Annotated in this window: 12 protein-coding genes and 1 pseudogene; 7 read left to right on the top strand and 6 right to left on the bottom strand. The window is 71.2% G+C overall.

Annotated features, from left to right (window positions below; translation table 11 throughout):
• From ettA to VMI11_05165, 4 genes are all read left to right on the top strand, one after another.
• On the top strand, positions 1-1,374 hold a 1,374-nt coding region (ettA, locus tag VMI11_05180), incomplete at its 5' end, for an energy-dependent translational throttle protein EttA (protein HTY71801.1).
• A gap of 3 nt (positions 1,375-1,377) precedes the next feature.
• Positions 1,378-1,791 carry an acyl-CoA thioesterase gene (locus VMI11_05175; protein HTY71800.1) on the top strand — a complete coding sequence of 138 codons (414 nt, stop codon included), beginning with the start codon at positions 1,378-1,380 and terminating at the stop codon, positions 1,789-1,791.
• A complete protein-coding gene (locus VMI11_05170) occupies positions 1,788-2,429 on the top strand; it encodes a hypothetical protein (protein ID HTY71799.1) in 642 nt (213 codons plus the stop codon). The genes VMI11_05175 and VMI11_05170 overlap by 4 nt, the downstream gene beginning before the upstream one ends.
• Before the next feature lie 9 nt (positions 2,430-2,438).
• Positions 2,439-3,209: an aminoglycoside adenylyltransferase domain-containing protein gene (locus VMI11_05165; GenBank protein HTY71798.1), complete on the top strand. Its 771-nt coding sequence runs from the start codon at positions 2,439-2,441 to the stop codon at positions 3,207-3,209.
• A 383-nt stretch (positions 3,210-3,592) separates the two neighbouring features.
• Here the strand turns inward: VMI11_05165 and VMI11_05160 are convergent, their stop codons facing one another.
• The gene (locus VMI11_05160) at positions 3,593-3,907 is read right to left on the bottom strand and encodes a hypothetical protein (GenBank protein ID HTY71797.1); all 315 of its coding nucleotides are present in this window, start codon (positions 3,905-3,907) and stop codon (positions 3,593-3,595) included.
• A 398-nt stretch (positions 3,908-4,305) separates the two neighbouring features.
• Between VMI11_05160 and VMI11_05155 the strand changes: the two genes are divergently transcribed.
• Positions 4,306-6,111 carry a DUF222 domain-containing protein gene (locus VMI11_05155; GenBank protein ID HTY71796.1) on the top strand — a complete coding sequence of 602 codons (1,806 nt, stop codon included), beginning with the start codon at positions 4,306-4,308 and terminating at the stop codon, positions 6,109-6,111.
• An 11-nt stretch (positions 6,112-6,122) separates the two neighbouring features.
• On the opposite strand, the gene VMI11_05150 is transcribed toward VMI11_05155, so the two are convergent.
• Both VMI11_05150 and VMI11_05145 read right to left on the bottom strand, forming a co-directional pair.
• The gene (locus VMI11_05150; protein HTY71795.1) at positions 6,123-7,703 is read right to left on the bottom strand and encodes a glycoside hydrolase family 13 protein; all 1,581 of its coding nucleotides are present in this window, start codon (positions 7,701-7,703) and stop codon (positions 6,123-6,125) included.
• A gap of 24 nt (positions 7,704-7,727) precedes the next feature.
• A complete protein-coding gene (locus VMI11_05145) occupies positions 7,728-8,117 on the bottom strand; it encodes a globin (GenBank protein HTY71794.1) in 390 nt (129 codons plus the stop codon).
• A 107-nt stretch (positions 8,118-8,224) separates the two neighbouring features.
• Here VMI11_05145 and VMI11_05140 point away from each other — a divergent pair, with 107 nt between their 5' ends.
• On the top strand, positions 8,225-9,904 hold the full coding sequence (locus VMI11_05140) for a DUF1800 domain-containing protein (GenBank protein HTY71793.1): 1,680 nt from the start codon (positions 8,225-8,227) through the stop codon (positions 9,902-9,904).
• A gap of 8 nt (positions 9,905-9,912) precedes the next feature.
• Positions 9,913-11,082: pseudogene (locus VMI11_05135) on the top strand (DUF1501 domain-containing protein).
• 50 nt (positions 11,083-11,132) lie between these two features.
• On the opposite strand, the gene VMI11_05130 reads toward VMI11_05135, so the two are convergent.
• The 3 genes from VMI11_05130 to VMI11_05120 form a co-directional block, all read right to left on the bottom strand.
• Complete coding sequence (locus VMI11_05130; GenBank protein HTY71792.1) at positions 11,133-12,731, bottom strand: SDR family oxidoreductase; 1,599 nt, start codon at positions 12,729-12,731, stop codon at positions 11,133-11,135.
• 14 nt (positions 12,732-12,745) lie between these two features.
• Positions 12,746-13,735 carry a mechanosensitive ion channel family protein gene (locus tag VMI11_05125; protein HTY71791.1) on the bottom strand — a complete coding sequence of 330 codons (990 nt, stop codon included), beginning with the start codon at positions 13,733-13,735 and terminating at the stop codon, positions 12,746-12,748.
• A 49-nt stretch (positions 13,736-13,784) separates the two neighbouring features.
• Positions 13,785-15,621: prolyl oligopeptidase family serine peptidase (locus VMI11_05120; protein ID HTY71790.1), on the bottom strand; the 1,837-nt coding region annotated here is incomplete at its 5' end.

The following is a 15,621-nucleotide window of genomic DNA, read 5'->3' as shown; positions in this document are numbered from 1 at the left end:
CTCGCGGAGTACGAGGAGATCAACGAGAAGATGGCGGCGCCCGACGCCGACTTCGACTCGTTGCTCGCTCGCCAAGCCGAGCTGATCGATGTCATCGAGACCCACGATGCGTGGGAGCTCGACTCGAGGCTCGATCAGGCGATGGACGCGCTGCGCCTGCCGCCCGGAGACGCCGACGTCACCAAGCTCTCCGGTGGCGAACGTCGCCGTGTTGCGCTGTGCAAGCTGCTGCTGCAGCAGCCCGATCTGCTGCTGCTCGATGAGCCGACGAACCACCTCGACGCCGAGTCGGTCCAGTGGCTCGAGCAGCACCTCGAGAAGTACGCCGGGACCGTGGTGGCCGTCACCCACGACCGCTACTTCCTCGACAACGTCGCCCAGTGGATCCTCGAGCTCGACCGCGGCCGCGCGTACCCCTATGAGGGCAACTACTCCACCTACCTCGAGACCAAGGCCGCGCGCATGAAGGTCGAGGGGCAGAAGGACGTCAAGCGCCAGAAGCGCCTCCGCGAGGAGCTCGAGTGGGTCCGCTCGAACGCCAAGGGCCGCCAGGCGAAGAGTCGTGCGCGTCTGCAGCGCTACGAGGAGATGGCGGCAGAGGCGGACAAGTACCGCAAGCTCGACTTCGAGGAGATCCAGATCCCGCCGGGCCCGCGCCTGGGCCAGGTCGTCGTCGAGGCCGATCACCTCGTCAAGGGCTTCGACGACCGGGTCCTCGTCGACGACCTCAGCTTCTCGTTGCCCCGCAACGGGATAGTCGGCGTCATTGGCCCGAACGGCGCCGGCAAGACCACCCTGTTCAAGATGATCGTGGGGGAGGAGAAGCCCGACGACGGCGCCATGCGCGTCGGCGACACCGTGAAGATCTCCTACGTCGACCAGGGACGAGCCGGCATCGACCCCAGCAAGACCCTCTGGGAGGTCGTCTCCGACGGGCTCGACTGGATCAAGGTGGGCAACGTCGAGATGCCCTCGCGGGCCTACGTCTCCGCCTTCGGGTTCAAGGGCCCCGACCAGCAGAAGCCCGCGGGTGTGCTGTCGGGCGGTGAGCGCAACCGGCTCAACCTCGCGCTGACCCTCAAGCAGGGCGGAAACCTGCTGCTCCTCGACGAGCCGACGAACGACCTCGATGTGGAGACGTTGTCATCGCTCGAGAACGCCCTGCTCGAGTTCCCGGGCTGCGCCGTGGTCATCTCTCACGACCGGTGGTTCCTCGACCGCGTCGCCACGCACATCCTCGCCTCGGAGGGCGAGTCGACGTGGTTCTGGTTCGAGGGCAACTTCGAGGCATACGAGGCCAACAAGGTCGAGCGGCTCGGGCCCGACGCGGTACGCCCGCACCGGGCGACGTACCGCCGTCTCACCCGCGGCTGACGCATGGCCCGCCACACCTGCCGCTGCCCGCTGCGGTGGTCGGACATGGACGCCTATGGCCACGTCAACAACGTGGCCTACCTCGTCTACCTCGAGCAGGCGCGCATCTCGCTGTTCGACGCCGTGCCGCTGGGTGGGCTGCTGGAGTCCGGCGTCGTGGTCGTGAAGCATGAGATCCACTACAGACGGCCGCTGGTCTACCGGTCGCGCCCAGTGCCGATCGACATCTGGGTCGACGGGGTCAGCCGGCGGACGTGGACCTTCCGCTACGTCGTCCGCGAGGACGACGGCACCGTCTATGCGCGCGCGTCCACCTTGATGGCCGCGTGGGAACGGGGCGAGGGTGTGTCCCGGTCGCTGACCGACGAGGAGCGGATGCACCTGCTCTCCCTCGAGGACGAGCCGACGCCCTCGTGACCCTTGCCCTCTCCGCGGCCGAGCGGGCCGGCCTGCACAGCTACCTACGGCGCGTCCTCGCCCTCGACGACCGGGCGGCCGTACGGGTCCAGGCGCGCGGTCTGGTCGCGGGGGTGTGGTCCGGCCCGCCGTTCGGGGTGCTGGCACTGCGCCCGCTCGCCCTCCTGGGGGAGGCGGAGGTCGATGCCACGGTCAGCGCCCGGCGGCTGCTGGAGGCCCTCGATGACGCTGCGCGCCTGCGGCTCCCACCGGGGGTGGTGGGCCCGGTCTGGGCCGCCCAGCTGCCGCCCCGGGGCGGGTGGCTGACCCGGGCGGTCGTGCCGGTGGCCACGGTGGCGGCCCAGGTGGCGGTGGCGGTCGAAGCCTTCCAGCGCCGCGCCGACGCCCTCGCGGAGCCCGCTCGCACGCCCGAAGCGCTCGAGCGGCTCGCCGAGGACGTCTGGGGCCAGACCCTCGTCCTCGACCTGCCGCTGCGGATGGCGCACGCGGCGGTCTCGCTGGGGCTGCTCGGTGAGCAGGGTGAGGTACGCGCCGCCGCCTCCGGCGCCTGGCGCCGCCTGGCCTGCCCGGGCGGGTCCGTTCTGTGGAGGTCGCGTTCGCCTGGTCTCCCGCTCGGAGTGACCGCCGAATCGATCTAGCGTGTCAGGGTGGCCACGCCCGCTCACGGAGACTCGGCGCACGTGGACGACCTCGTCCGCAGTCTGCGATCGACCCTGGGGGGCGTCCTCATCGGGGTGTACCTGCACGGCTCGGCTGCGCGCGGGCAGACGCGCTCCAGAAGCGACGTGGACGTGTTGGTCGTCGCGAGCAGGAGCCTCGATGCCAGGGAACGGGCCGAGCTGGTTGCCCTGCTGCTGCGGAAGTCGGGACGTCACCCCCGGCGGGACGGGAAGCCGCGGCCTGTCGAGGTGACCGTGGTCAGCCAGCCTGACCTGCGGCCGTGGCGATACCCGCCGCGAGTCGACTTCCTGTACGGCGAGTGGCTGCGAGAGTCAGTCCAGCGCGGGCGGCTGCCCGAGCCCCACATCCGTCCGGATCTGGCCGTCGTCCTGGCGGACGTGCTCACCCATGGACAGGTGATCTTCGGGCCACCAACGAGCCGCGTGCTCGAACCGGTCCCGGCCTCGGACGTGGCTGCTGCCAGCCAGGCCGGTGTCCCGCAGCTGCTCGCTGACCTGGACTCGGACACGACGAACGTCCTGCTCACCCTCGCGCGGGCCTGGGAGAGCGTTGACACCGGACAGCTGGAGTCCAAGGACGCGGCCGCCGCGTGGGCGTTGCCGCGCTTGTCGCCGGGCGAGCGGGCCGTCCTGGCGCACGCGAGGTCGGTCTACCTCGACGAGGTCGAAGAAGACTGGCAACCCCTACGAACCCGAGTCCGGCCGACTGCCGAGCGGATGGCAGAGGAGATCGTCTGACCGCACCGAAGGTCGAAAGCGACTGCCTGCAGCACGACGACGAGGGGGGTTGGTGTGCGGGGGCTACCAAGGAGCGGGGCCGTACGCCGCGCGGATCTGCTCCGCGGCCGCCCTGGTGAGATGGATCATCTTCGGTGACACGTCGTGCTCAGTGGCCAGGGCGCGAAGGTCCTCCCAACTCACGATGCCCCGCGTCGGCTTTCCTACGGGCTCGCCGGGGGTCAGGACGAGTGTTGGCCAGGGCTTATCGTTGTCGGCGCGGTGGATCACGATCATTGAGTCCCCCTTGGCCATGCAGACAACCTAGTGGTCGCGCACTCCCCTTGCTGATCATGCGCTTCGCGCGCCGTCGGATTCGACGAGGCGGGGATGGTTCTCCGCCTCTAGGCCACCCTCGCTCGGCGCAACTGACAGTCCCGATAGGCGGTGCGGGCCGCAATGCAGAGGGCTCTTGCGATCTGGAACTGCACGTAGGCCGTTGCCGGGAAGCTCAGGAACACAGCCACGTAACCGATCGGCCCAGGCAGCAGGACGGCCGTGGCAGCGGCAAGGGGGTACGCCACGATGGCTAGCGGCATCGTCGCCATCCAGGCGATCACCCAGGCGTCAGTGGCGGACGGGACCAAGGCGCTTGTGAGACCCAAGATGGCGACACCCGCAACGTAGATCCCCCCGAGCCAGGGCAGGTTCTTGGACACGGCACCAGCGTCTCACGGTGCCCACACGCTCAAGGCAGTAGTCGCGAGATCCCCGAGCCGCCATGCTGTGTCCGTCACCCAACCTCGATCTTTCGTGATCTTGGTGTGCGCGGGGTTTCAGTGAGCCGCCTGTGATGCTGGGCGAGGGGCGTGGTGGGCCGGCGTGGTTCTCGCCGGCTCTCGGTATCCGCCGGGGGACTCGGCCACGTCTCAATGGGAGCGTTGCCGACACGTTGCACACATTCGCGATGTTCTGGCCCCGGATAGCGACCCTTGGCTGCGGCTCACGCGTCCCCCGCTCGCTTGGTAACACCGAGCCCGCGAGACCTTGGCCGCGACCGGGTATTGGTGTGCACAACCCCTTGCGGTTCCTCGGCGTATTCAATACTATCGAACGCATGTTCGAAAGCGTGCTCGCCGTTCTTCTCGGCGAGGCCGATGTCGACGCCGAGTTCGCGGCGATGCTCGACGCGACGCTGCCGGACCCCTACGAGGTGCCCTGTCCCGCCGGGATCGCGACCTACGACCCCGCCGACCCGGCCTGTGGCGGCGTGCTCTCGGGGCGGCTCGCCCCAGGCCCGCGTGCGGTGCATGAGCTCGCGTCGCTCGACCCGGAGCTGCTCGGGGCGCGGGAGCGCGCCACCTATGTCGAGCAGGTCGAAGCCAACCTCGCGTGGCTCGGGTCGCTGTCGATGGCCGGGATCGCCGCCCTCGCGGCCCCTCGCGACGCCGCTGGCTCGGAGTCCGGCCACGGGGTCGGTTGGGCGGCGGGGTCGGCCTCAGACGCCGAGCCGGCGGGGGAGGCAGGGACAGCGGCAGAGGCGGCCGAACAGGCCCCCGTTCTGGGGAGCCCGGAGCCGGACCGGCTCGGCCTCGAGTACGCGAGGCTGGCGTTGAACTGCTCGGAGTCCTTCGCGCGCGAGCGCGTGATGCTCGCGACGGACCTGCGCGACCGGCTCCCGGGGACGAGGGCGCTGGTGCAGTCGGGGAAGCTGTCGCTCTACCGGGCCGGGCTGGTCTCTGAGTCGACCCGTCGCCTGAGTGCGCCGCAGTGCGCAGCGGTCGAGGCGCGGGTCCTCCCCAAGGCCGTCTCGCTGCCGGTGACCCGGTTGAAGCAGACGCTGACACGCGTGTCGCGTCTCGAAGCCGGCGAGGACCACCTCGCCCGGCACCTGTCCGCCGTGAGCCGGGAGTCCGGGCTGCGCTCCTGGGACGCCGGTGACGGCATGGGGGCCCTCCAGCTCACGGCGCCCGCACTGTGGACCGCGGAGATCGAGGCGACCCTGAGGGCCGAGGCGAAGGCGGCCCAGCGAGCGGCCGTCGCCGCGGGCCACGCGAGGGAGCGGCTGGGTGTCTGGCAGGGACGCATCCTCCTGCGCTGGTCGAGGTCCGCGCGGCTCGAGCTGGCCGGTCTCGGTCTGATGAGCTGCCCGCACACCCCCTACGGGGACAGTGCCTGCGCCTGCTGCGGTCAGACGCTGCCGGTCGGCGAGGAGGACCGCGCCTGGCTGCTCGCCGAGCAGGTGTCGGGAGTTGACGGGCTCGCGGCCTGCTCCGAGCCGACCGGCTCCGAGCTGCTCGCCTGGCTGGCTTCCCCGGAGCCGGGCGTGGACGGCCATGACGGCGGCTCCGACCACGTCGACCCGCTGAACCCGCTCGGGCTGGCCATGGGACCGTCGGCGCAGATCAGGGTCGGGGTCGTCATCGAGGCAGCGGACCTCCTCCTTGCGCAGGAGCAGGGCGGCTTGGCGCGCCTCGAGCGGTACGGCGACCTGCCCGCCGAGCTCGTCCAGATTCTGGCCGACGACGCGGAGTGGCGTCGCTTCATCCTCGAGGACGCCGACGGACACCTGCTGGACTTCGGCCGCACCCGCTACGCCCCCACCGGCAAGCTGCGCGACTACCTGCTCGGCGGAGGCCAGGACTGCCGCTGCCCAGGGTGCGCCGCGAAGCCGGTGGAGACCGACCACGCCAAGGACTGGGCACTGGGTGGGCCGACCAGCGCAGCGAACCTCAACGGACTGTGCTGGTCCTCGCACCAGCTCAAGACCGTCTACGGCTTCGGGATCACCAAGCATCCGGACGGGACGGTGACGTGGACTACCCCCGCCGGCAATACCTACACCAAGCCGCCCGACGACCTGCGGATCACCAGCTACGGCCGACCACTGAAGACCGGCCCGCCGCACGCGCCCGACGGGTAGGTCCCGGTCGATCAGGTGCGCAGCCAGGCAGCGGTGTCGGGAGCGATCGGGCCGGCGGCGACGTACGCGGGGTCGCTCGAGAGCAGCACCTCGGTCCCGTTGGGCGGTGCGACCGAGGTCGTGCCGAGGTTGACCAGGCACAGGAAGCCGTCGCCGCGGCGGAAGGCCAGTACGTCGGGCCCGAGGTCCTCGACCCACGTGAGGGCGGTCTCACCGGCGATGAACTGGCGCAGCGCCAGGGCGTTGCGATAGAGCACGAGCATCGAGTCGGCGCGCTCGGCCTGGGCCTCGACGCTGAGGTCGGCCCAGGTCGACGGCTGGGGCAGCCAGGGGCGGGAGCCGTCGGGGCCGAAGCCGTACGGGGCTTCGCTGCCCCACCACGGCAGCGGGACCCGGCATCCGTCGCGGCCCTTGCGCTCGCCCTTGGTGCGGGCGAACACCGGGTCCGCGCGCACCTCGTCCGGGAGGTCCAGGACCTCCGGCAGACCGAGCTCCTCGCCCTGGTAGACGTAGGCCGACCCGGGCAGCGCCAGCAGGAGCAGCGCCGCCGCGCGCGCCCGTCGCTGGCCGAGCTCCCCGTCCCCGTAGCGGGTGACCTCACGTCGGACGTCGTGGTTCGCGAGCACCCACGTCGCCGCGGCCCCGACCAGGCCGACGGTGGCGAGCTCGGCCTCGATCGCCTGGCGCAACGATGTGTAGGCCCACTCGCTCTTGAGGAAGTCGAAGTTGAACGCCTGGCTGAGCTCGTCCGGCCGCAGGTAGCGGGCGCGCCGCTCCGGGGTGTTGACCCAGGCCTCGGCGACCGACATCCGGTCCCCGGGATAGGACGCGAGGACCTCGTGCCAACCGCGGTAGATGTCGTGGACGTCCTCGCGGTCCCACAGGGGGTTGTCCTCCCCGCCATAGGCGTCGAGCAAGCCGGTCTGGCCCAGGTCAAGGTCCCGCAGCGGCTCGGCGTGGTCCTTGGCCAGCCCGTGGGCGACGTCGATGCGGAACCCGTCGACCCCGCGGTCGAGCCAGAAGCGCAGGATCGAGTGGAACTCCTCGCGCACCTCGGGCAGGGCCCAGTTGAGGTCCGGCTGCTCCGGGGTGAACAGGTGCAGGTACCACTGGCCGTCCGGAACCCGCGTCCAGGCGCTCCCGCCGAAGACTGACGGCCAGTTCGAGGGCGGCAGGGACCCGTCGGGGCCGCGGCCGTCCCGGAAGACGTAGCGCTCGCGCTCCTGGCTGCCCGGCCCTGCCGCGAGCGCCGCCTGGAACCACGCGTGAGCTTCGCTCGTGTGGTTCGGGACGATGTCGATGATCACCCGCAGCCCGAGCGCGTGCGCGTCGCTGAGCATCGCGTCGAAGTCGGCCAGGGTCCCGAAGACCGGCTCGACGTCGCGGTAGTCCGCCACGTCGTAGCCACCGTCGGCCATGGGGGAGGGGTAGAACGGCGTGATCCACAGCGCGTCCACGCCGAGCTCGCTGAGGTAGCCGAGACGGGAATGGATGCCGGGGAGGTCCCCGACGCCGTCGCCGTCGGAGTCGGCGAAGGAACGGATGTAGACCTGGTAGATGACGGCGTCGCGCCACCACGGTGCGGGTGTCATTGGCCGAAGCCTACGGGCGCCGGCTCACTCGAAGGTGTTCACCATGCTGTACGCGGCCATGACGAGGTAGTCCCAGAGCTCGCGCTCGTGCTCGGCGGACAGGCCGAGCTCCTCGACCGAGGTGCGCATCCGGGCCAGCCACGCATCCCGCTCCGTGGGCCCGATCGTGAACGGGGCGTGGCGCATGCGCAGCCGCGGATGCCCGCGCTGCTGCGAGTACGTCCTCGGGCCGCCCCAGTACTGCTCGAGGAACATCCGCAGCCGGTCCTCGGCGGGACCGAGGTCCGCCTCGGGATACAGGGGCCGGAGGACGGGGTCCTCTGCGACTCCCGCGTAGAAGCGCGCCACGAGACGCCGGAAGGTGTCGGCTCCGCCGACGGCTTCGTAGAAGTTCTCCTCGGGCGCCTCGCTCACCCGCCCATCCTCCCTCACCCGAGTGGGCGATCAGCACCGGCCTCTGCGGCGTCGAGGGCCAAGACGTGGCCGGCCAGGTGGTGTCTCGTCGAGGTGTCGTTGCTGCGATGGGCGCTGGTGCCCTGGTCACGGCCGCGGGTGGGACCAGCCTGCTCGCCGTGCCGGCCCAGGCCGCCACGCCGAAGCCGCCGGGGTCCCCGACGTCGCACCGCTACCTCGCGACCGACCCGGTCCTGCACCTGATCCGCCGCGCGACCTACGGCTACACGCCCACCCTCGAGAAGGAGGTCCGCGCCGTCGGGACCCGGACCTGGCTCGAGCAGCAGCTGGCCCCGTCGACCGTCTCCGACACGACGATGGACGCGATCCTCGCCAAGCACTTCCCACGGCTGAACTGGACGATCCGCCAGGTGTGGGACACCAACCAGTTCACCAACTACTCCGGCGACATGATGACCGACACGTTGCTCGCCACGGTCGCGCGCTCGCTCTGGAGCAAGCGGCAGCTGTTCGAGGTGATGGTCGAGTTCTGGTCGAACCACCTCAACGTCACCTGTCCGAGCGACAGCGTGTGGGACAACCGGCACCTCTACGACCGCGACGTCATCCGCAAGCACGCCCTGGGCAACTTCAAGGACATGCTGCTCGCGTCCGCCAAGCACCCGGCGATGCTCAACTACCTGAACCAGGCCGAGTCGACGAAGGACCAGCCCAACGAGAACTACGGTCGTGAGGTCCTCGAGCTGCACACGGTCGGCGTCGACGCGGGCTACGACGAGAACGACATCTACGCCTCCGCGAAGATCCTCACCGGGCTTACCCTGAAGAACCTCAAGCCGCCGTACGACGACAACTCGGGCAACCCCAAGAACGCGTCGTGGACCCATCTCGAGTACTACTACGACACGACGATCCACTACCCCTCCCCCGTCCAGGTGATGGGTCACACGTTCAACACCCACAAGGCCTCCGGCGGTGAGGCGGACGCGAACGCCTATCTGCTCTGGCTCGCCCGGCACCCCAAGACCGCGCAGCGCCTCGCACTGAAGCTGGCGACTCACTTCGTGTCCGACAACCCCCCGGACAGCCTGGTCACCCGGATGGCGAACGCGTACACCGCCAACGACACCGCGATCGTCCCGGTGCTGCGCACGCTGTTCACCAGCCGGGAGTTCGCGACCTCGGTGGAGCAGAAGGTGAAGCGACCGTACGAGGACATCGTCGGCGCGCTGCGCACCCTCGGCGTCACCCAGTCGCCGCTGCCCGACGTGCCGGCCGTCTCCGACGACCCCTCGTGGCGCGACGGGCTGCAGGCGATCTACTGGCAGCTGCAGGACATGGGCCACGCGCCGATGAACTGGCCTCAGCCCGACGGCTACCCGGACGTCGCGGTGTCCTGGCAGTCCTCCAGTGGCCTGCTCGGCCGCTGGTCGACGCACATGAGCCACGTGGCCGGCTGGTGGCCGAGCGCGTCGGACAAGACCCTGACCTGGCCGAAGAGCCCGGTGGACGGCAAGAAGTACCCGAACCAGAGCAGTCTCGCGCGCTACCTGCTGCCGGCCACGCTGCCGAAGACCTGGGGCTCCTACGTCGACGGGCTGGCCGTCCGGCTGCTGGGACAGACCCTGCGTCCGGAGCACAAGACGGCGGTGCTGGCCTTCATGGGCAAGAGCGCCACCGGCGCGATCACGCAGGACCTCACGGCGTACAACGACGGCTGGTTCTCCTGGCAGATGCCCAAGGTCGTGGCGCTGATCCTCGACAGCCCCTACCACGAGATGCGCTGAGGCAGGACATGACCCTACGTACCGCCCGGCCGGGTGCGCGCCCCTCCTGCGACTGCGCCCAGCACGGCTTCACCCGCCGCCAGCTGTTCGCCCGCGCCGGCGTCCTCGGCGCTGCCGCGGCGGCCGCCCCGCTGCTGCGTACGCACTACGCGTGGGCCGACTCCTCCTACACCGGCGACACCCTGGTCGTGCTGTCCTTCCGCGGCGGCATGGACGGGCTGTCCGTCGTCGTCCCGTACGGCGACCCGGCCTACGCGACGCTTCGGCCCACCATCGGCCTGTCCGGCAGCCAGCTGCTGTCGGGCACCGTCGACTCCATGTTCGGGCTGCATCCCGCCCTGGCCCCGCTGCAGAGCTTCTGGACGGCCGGGACGTTCGGCGTGGTGCACGCGTGCGGACTGCCCGCGCCGGACCGCTCCCACTTCCAGGCGACGGAGGAGATGGAGAAGGCGAGCTTCGACGGCTCGCTGCGCACGGGCTGGCTGGACCGGGTCCTGGGCGTACGTGGCCTGACCGGCTCGTCCTTCCAGGCCATGGAGGTCGGCGACAACCTGCCGCCGGACTCCCTGCTCGGTCCCAACCCGGAGCTGGCCGTCTACAGTCTCGACGACTTCAAGCTGTCGGGTGCGGACAACGACGCCGACCGCCAGCAGTGGGGCACCGCACTGCGAGCGCTGCACTCGGGAGCGGCCACGGCGTTGCGCCAGCCGGCGGACACCACCCTGGACGCGATCGACACCGTCGCCGGCCTGGGCCAGGCCTCGGACTACGTCCCGGAGAACGGCGCGACGTACGACACGAACTCCTCGCTCGCGACCGCGCTGCGCGACGTCGCCCGGCTGATCAAGGCCAACGTCGGGCTGCAGATCGCCTGCATCGACTACGGGGACTGGGACATGCACGTGGGTCTCGGGCCGGCGAGCACCGCGGGCAACATCGGCGGGACCGACGACAACTGGATGCGCGACCACCTCGACGAGCTCGCCAAGGCGCTGGCCGCCTTCGCGACCGACCTCGGCACGCGGATGAACGACGTCACGCTGGTGACCCTCACCGAGTTCGGCCGCCGGGCCGAGGAGAACGGCGACCACGGCGTCGACCACGGGTACGGCACCGCGGTGATGCTCCTGGGAGGCGGAGTGGCCGGCGGCCAGGTCCACCTCAGCGGTCCGTGGCCGACCCTGGCCGACCCGGCCCTCATCGACGGCGACCTCAACGCCACCACCGACTACCGCAGCGTGCTGTCGGAGATCCTCTCGAAGCGCTGCCGGGTCTCCTCCGGGGACCTGTCCTCGGTGTTCCCCGGCGCACCCGGCTCCTCCTCCTGGGTGGGCGCGGTCTCGGCCAAGGCCTGAGCCCGGTCCATCCGTTCGGCCGCGCGGGCGATGTTGCGCACCATCCCGCCGAACACGAAGGAGTGAAAGGGAGCCACGCTCCACCAGTAGGCGTGGCCGAGCAGACCACGGGGGTGGAACAGCGCCCGTTGGTGGTAGCGCGTCGGGTCGGTGCGGACTGCGAGCTCGAGCCAGGCCAGTCCCGGAACCCGCATCTCGGCCCGTAACCGCAGCAGCTGCCCGGGCACCCGCTCCTCGACGCGCCACCAGTCCAGCGACTCCCCGACGATGACGTGATCGGGGTCTCGGCGCCCGCGTCGTAGCCCCACCCCGCCGACCGCGCGGTCCAGCCAGCCGCGGATCGCCCACGCGAGGGGGAAGGAGTACCAGCCGCGCTCCCCGCCGATGCCCTCGAGCACCCGCCACAGGGTCGCCGGGTCGGCGTCGACCGGCCGCTCGCGCTCGTCGACGTACAGGGAGCCCCCTGACCACTCGGGGTCCGAGGGCAGCGGGTCGCTCGGAGCACCGGGGGTCGCAGCGTTGGTCCACCTCGTCGCCACGTCCGCCTCGCGGATGCGCGCCAGGGCCAGCCGCAGCGCCTCGTCGAGACCGAGGAGCCCCTCGGGCGGGTCGGGGACCCACTGCGCGATGTCGTGCTCGCGGGCCACCACCTCGTTGCGCAGCGACTCGACGAGGGGACGGGCGAGGGGGGCGGGTACCGGCGTCACCACGCCGACCCAGTGCGCCGACAGCCACGGGCTGAGGACCCGCACGGGCAGGATGACGCGCGGCCGGAGCCCGGCCACCCGGGCGTAGCGCTGCATCATCTCGCGGTAGGTCAGGACGTCGGGACCGCCGATGTCGAAGGCCCGGTCGACCTCTGGCGGCAGCGCCGCGCTCGCCACGAGGTAGCGCAGGACGTCGCGAATGGCGATGGGCTGGATGCGTGAGTCCACCCACCGGGGCGTGACCATCACCGGCAGCCGCTCGGTCAGGTAGCGCAGCATCTCGAAGGAGGCCGAGCCCGAGCCGATGATCACGGCCGCGCGCAGGACGACCGTGGGGACCGTCGAGGCCAGCAGGATGTCGCCCACCTCGGTCCGGGAGCGCAGGTGCGGCGAGACGTCGGGGCCGCCGGGGGTCAGGCCACCCAGGTAGACCAGCCGGGCGATCCCGGCGTCCTCGGCCGCTCGCGCTACGGTGCTCGCCTGCCGCCGGTCCAGGTCCTCGAAGGCCGAGCTGCCGAGGGAGTGCGCGAGGTAGTACACCGCGTCGGCCCCGGCGAAGGCCGTGGCCACGGCATCGGGGTCGGCGAGGTCGCCCTGGACTACCTCGGCCTGGCTCACCCAGGGCACCTGGGACAGCTTGACGGGGGAGCGGACGAGGCACCGCACCCGGTAGCCCGCGGCGAGCAGCTCGGGGACGAGGCGACCGCCGACGTAACCCGTCGCTCCGGTCACCACCACCAGGGACCCGGGCCCGACGCGGCTCACCTGGCCAGTCTCGGTCAGGTGGCCGGGATCTGCTCGTCGAATGCCTCGGGGTCGCGGGAGCGGACCTGGCCGGGGCTGGCGATCCCGGCCTTGGCCAGCGCGTCGAGGACCCGGGCGCGGACGGCCTGGGCGACCGGGCGGTTCGCCTGCGGCTGGGTGCGGATGGTCAGCCGGAGGAGCACGCTGAAGGCCGAGATGCTCTCGACGTGGACGGTCGGGGGGTCGTCGAGCACGCGGTCCGCGAACTCCGCCTCGGCGATGGTGCTCTCGGCCGTCTCCTGGATCACGCGCGTGGCCCGCTCGATGTCCTCCTGGAGGCCGATCGGCACGTCGACGATGGCGACGGCCCAGCCGTGGCTGCGGTTGCCCACTCTCGTGATGGAGCCGTTGGGGACGTACCAGATCACACCCTGGTCGTCGCGGATCCTCGTCACCCGCAGCCCGACGTCCTCCACGGTGCCGATCGCCTGGCCCGTGTCGATCACGTCGCCGACGCCGTACTGGTCCTCCATGATCATGAAGACGCCGGTGAGGAAGTCCTTGATGAGGCTCTGGGCGCCGAAGCCGACCGCGATGCCGACCACGCCGGCGCTGGCGAGGATCGGGGCGACGTTGAGGCCGAGCATCGCGAGGACGACGACCACAGCGACGCTGAAGATGATGAAAGTCGAGACGCTCTTCAGCAGGCTGCCCACGGTCAGAGTCCGCTGGCGCATGCGTTCCACGGTGGCCTCGTCGGCGATGCCGATCGTCGTGCCCGCCTTGGTCCGCGCGAGGCGGCGGGACAAGGCGTTGTCGGTGAAGGTGCGCACCGAACGGTCGATGAGGCGGTGCACGATCCAGCGAAGCAGCATCGCGGCCAGCACGCCGAGGCCGATGAACAGGATCGCCTTCAGCGGCCAGGTGATCGCGTTCGCGGTCTGCTGAGCCAGGCTCGAGGCCGACTCCGACGGCGTGGGGGAGGCGGAGGACGTGCCGCTCGCCAGCACCTCCGCGAACCTCACGGGCAGGCAGTCTAGGGGCCGGACGGGGAACGCTTCGGTCGGCGCGCGCTCAGTCGGGCAGCGCGAGCCCGGTCTCGTACGCCGTGAACGCGAGGACGTCCGCCGCGAGGTCGAGGCTGCGGCTCACGGCCCGCGCCCCGTGCCCGACGTCGGGCTCGGCGCGCAGCAGGATCGGGCGGGTGCCGCTCGTCGCGTGCTGCAGGGCGGCCGTCATCTTGCGCGCGTGCAGCGGGTCGACCCGGCTGTCCCCGTCGAAGACGGTGAACAGCACCGCGGGGTAGTCGGTCTCGTCGGCGACGTGGTGGTAGGGCGAGTAGCCCAGCAGCCACTCGAGCTCCTCGGCGTCCTCGGCGGAGCCGTACTCGACGTTCCAGGTCGCGCCCAGGCCGAAACGCTCGTAGCGGACCATGTCGAGCAGCGGCGCCGAGCAGACGACCGCGCGGTAGAGGTCCGGGCGCTGGGTGAGAGCGGCCCCGACCAGCAGGCCGCCGTTCGAGCCCCCCTGGATCGCCAGCTGCTCCGGCGTGGTCCAGCCGGCTGACACCAGCCACTGCGCGGCCGCGTGGAAGTCCTCGAAGACGTGGTGCTTGTTGGCGAGCATCCCGTCGCGGTGCCACTGTTCGCCCTCCTCGCCACCGCCGCGCAGGCCGGCGACGGCCCAGACGCCGCCGGCCTCCACCCAGGCGAGGATCGACGCCGAGTACCCGGGTGTGAGGGAGAGGCCGAATCCGCCGTAGCCGTACAGGACCGTCGGTCGTGGCCGGTCGGGCTCGGCACCGGCGGGCGCGATCACGAACATGCGCACCTGCGTCCCGTCGGCGGAGTCGTAGGTCACCTGTCGCGTCTGCACCCCGGGCACCTCGACGCTGCCCGGGGCGGCGGCCCACACCGAGGTCTCGCCGGAGAGCGCGTCGTAGCGAAGGACCGTCGACGTCGTCGTGTGGTCGGTGTAGCCGAACCAGGCCTCGTGGCCGCCCTCGGGGCGCTCGATGATGCCGCCGATCGTGCCCAGCCCCGGGAGCCCGACGCTGCCCAGTCGCTCCCCTGTCGCCAGGTCGTGCACGGCCAGCTCGGACACGGCATGGCGCGTCCACGACGTGAGCAGAACCGGCCGGTCCAGCTCCGGGCCGTCCAGCACCGCGTAGCCCTCGAGGACGGCCTCCGGGTCCTGCGGGACGAGGTCGCGCCATTGCTCGTACGTCGGATCGGCGGGATCGGTGACGCACAGCCGGCCGCGGGGTGCGTCCCGGTCGGTGGACACCAGCACCCGCCCGTCGCGGCAGAACTCCAGCCCGGTCTGCGCGTCGACGTCGACCTGCACCGGGATGAGGGCGGGGGCCTCGAGCGGACCGGACGGCAGGTGTGCCACCCACAGGTCGTTGCGGGGGGCGGTCCCCTCCGCGGCGGAGATCTGCAGCCACTGCCCGTCGCGGCTGACGGACACGCCGAAGTACTCGGTGGCCTTGCGCCCCTCGCCGAAGACGAGCGCGTCTTCTTCGGGGGAGGTCCCGACGCGGTGCAGCCACACTCGCCGGTGGAACTGCTCCTCCCCGGCGGGGAGGAGTTCGGGGGCGAGTCGACGTACGTAGTAGTACGCCGTGCCGCCCGGCAGCCACGCGATCGGGGTGTACCGGGCCCGGTCGATGGGCCCGTCGACCTGCTCGCCGGTGCGGACATCCAGGACGCGGACGACGGACTCCTCGGTGCCCCCCTCGGAGAGCTGGTAGGCCAGGAGCGCGCCTTCCTTGGACGGCTGCCAGGAGTCCAGCGTGGTCAGGCCCGAGGGGTCGATCTCGCAGGGGTCGACGAGCACCCGCTCAGTGCCGTCCGCCTCGACCGTGAGCAGCACCGCGTGCTCCTGCTCCGCGGTGCGGCGCATGAAGAAC

Source organism: Actinomycetes bacterium, from assembly GCA_035506535.1.
Classification (GTDB): domain Bacteria; phylum Actinomycetota; class Actinomycetes; order DATJPE01; family DATJPE01; genus DATJPE01.
This window is presented reverse-complemented; position numbering and strand designations above follow the sequence as displayed.

Bases quoted from the DNA above. Each gene is read 5' to 3' on its own strand.
- VMI11_05150 (HTY71795.1), bottom strand. From the start codon at position 7,703: ATGACACCCGCACCGTGGTGGCGCGACGCCGTCATCTACCAGGTCTAC.
- VMI11_05140 (HTY71793.1), top strand. From the start codon at position 8,225: ATGGGCGCTGGTGCCCTGGTCACGGCCGCGGGTGGGACCAGCCTGCTC.
- VMI11_05155 (HTY71796.1), top strand. From the start codon at position 4,306: ATGTTCGAAAGCGTGCTCGCCGTTCTTCTCGGCGAGGCCGATGTCGAC.
- VMI11_05175 (HTY71800.1), top strand. From the start codon at position 1,378: ATGGCCCGCCACACCTGCCGCTGCCCGCTGCGGTGGTCGGACATGGAC.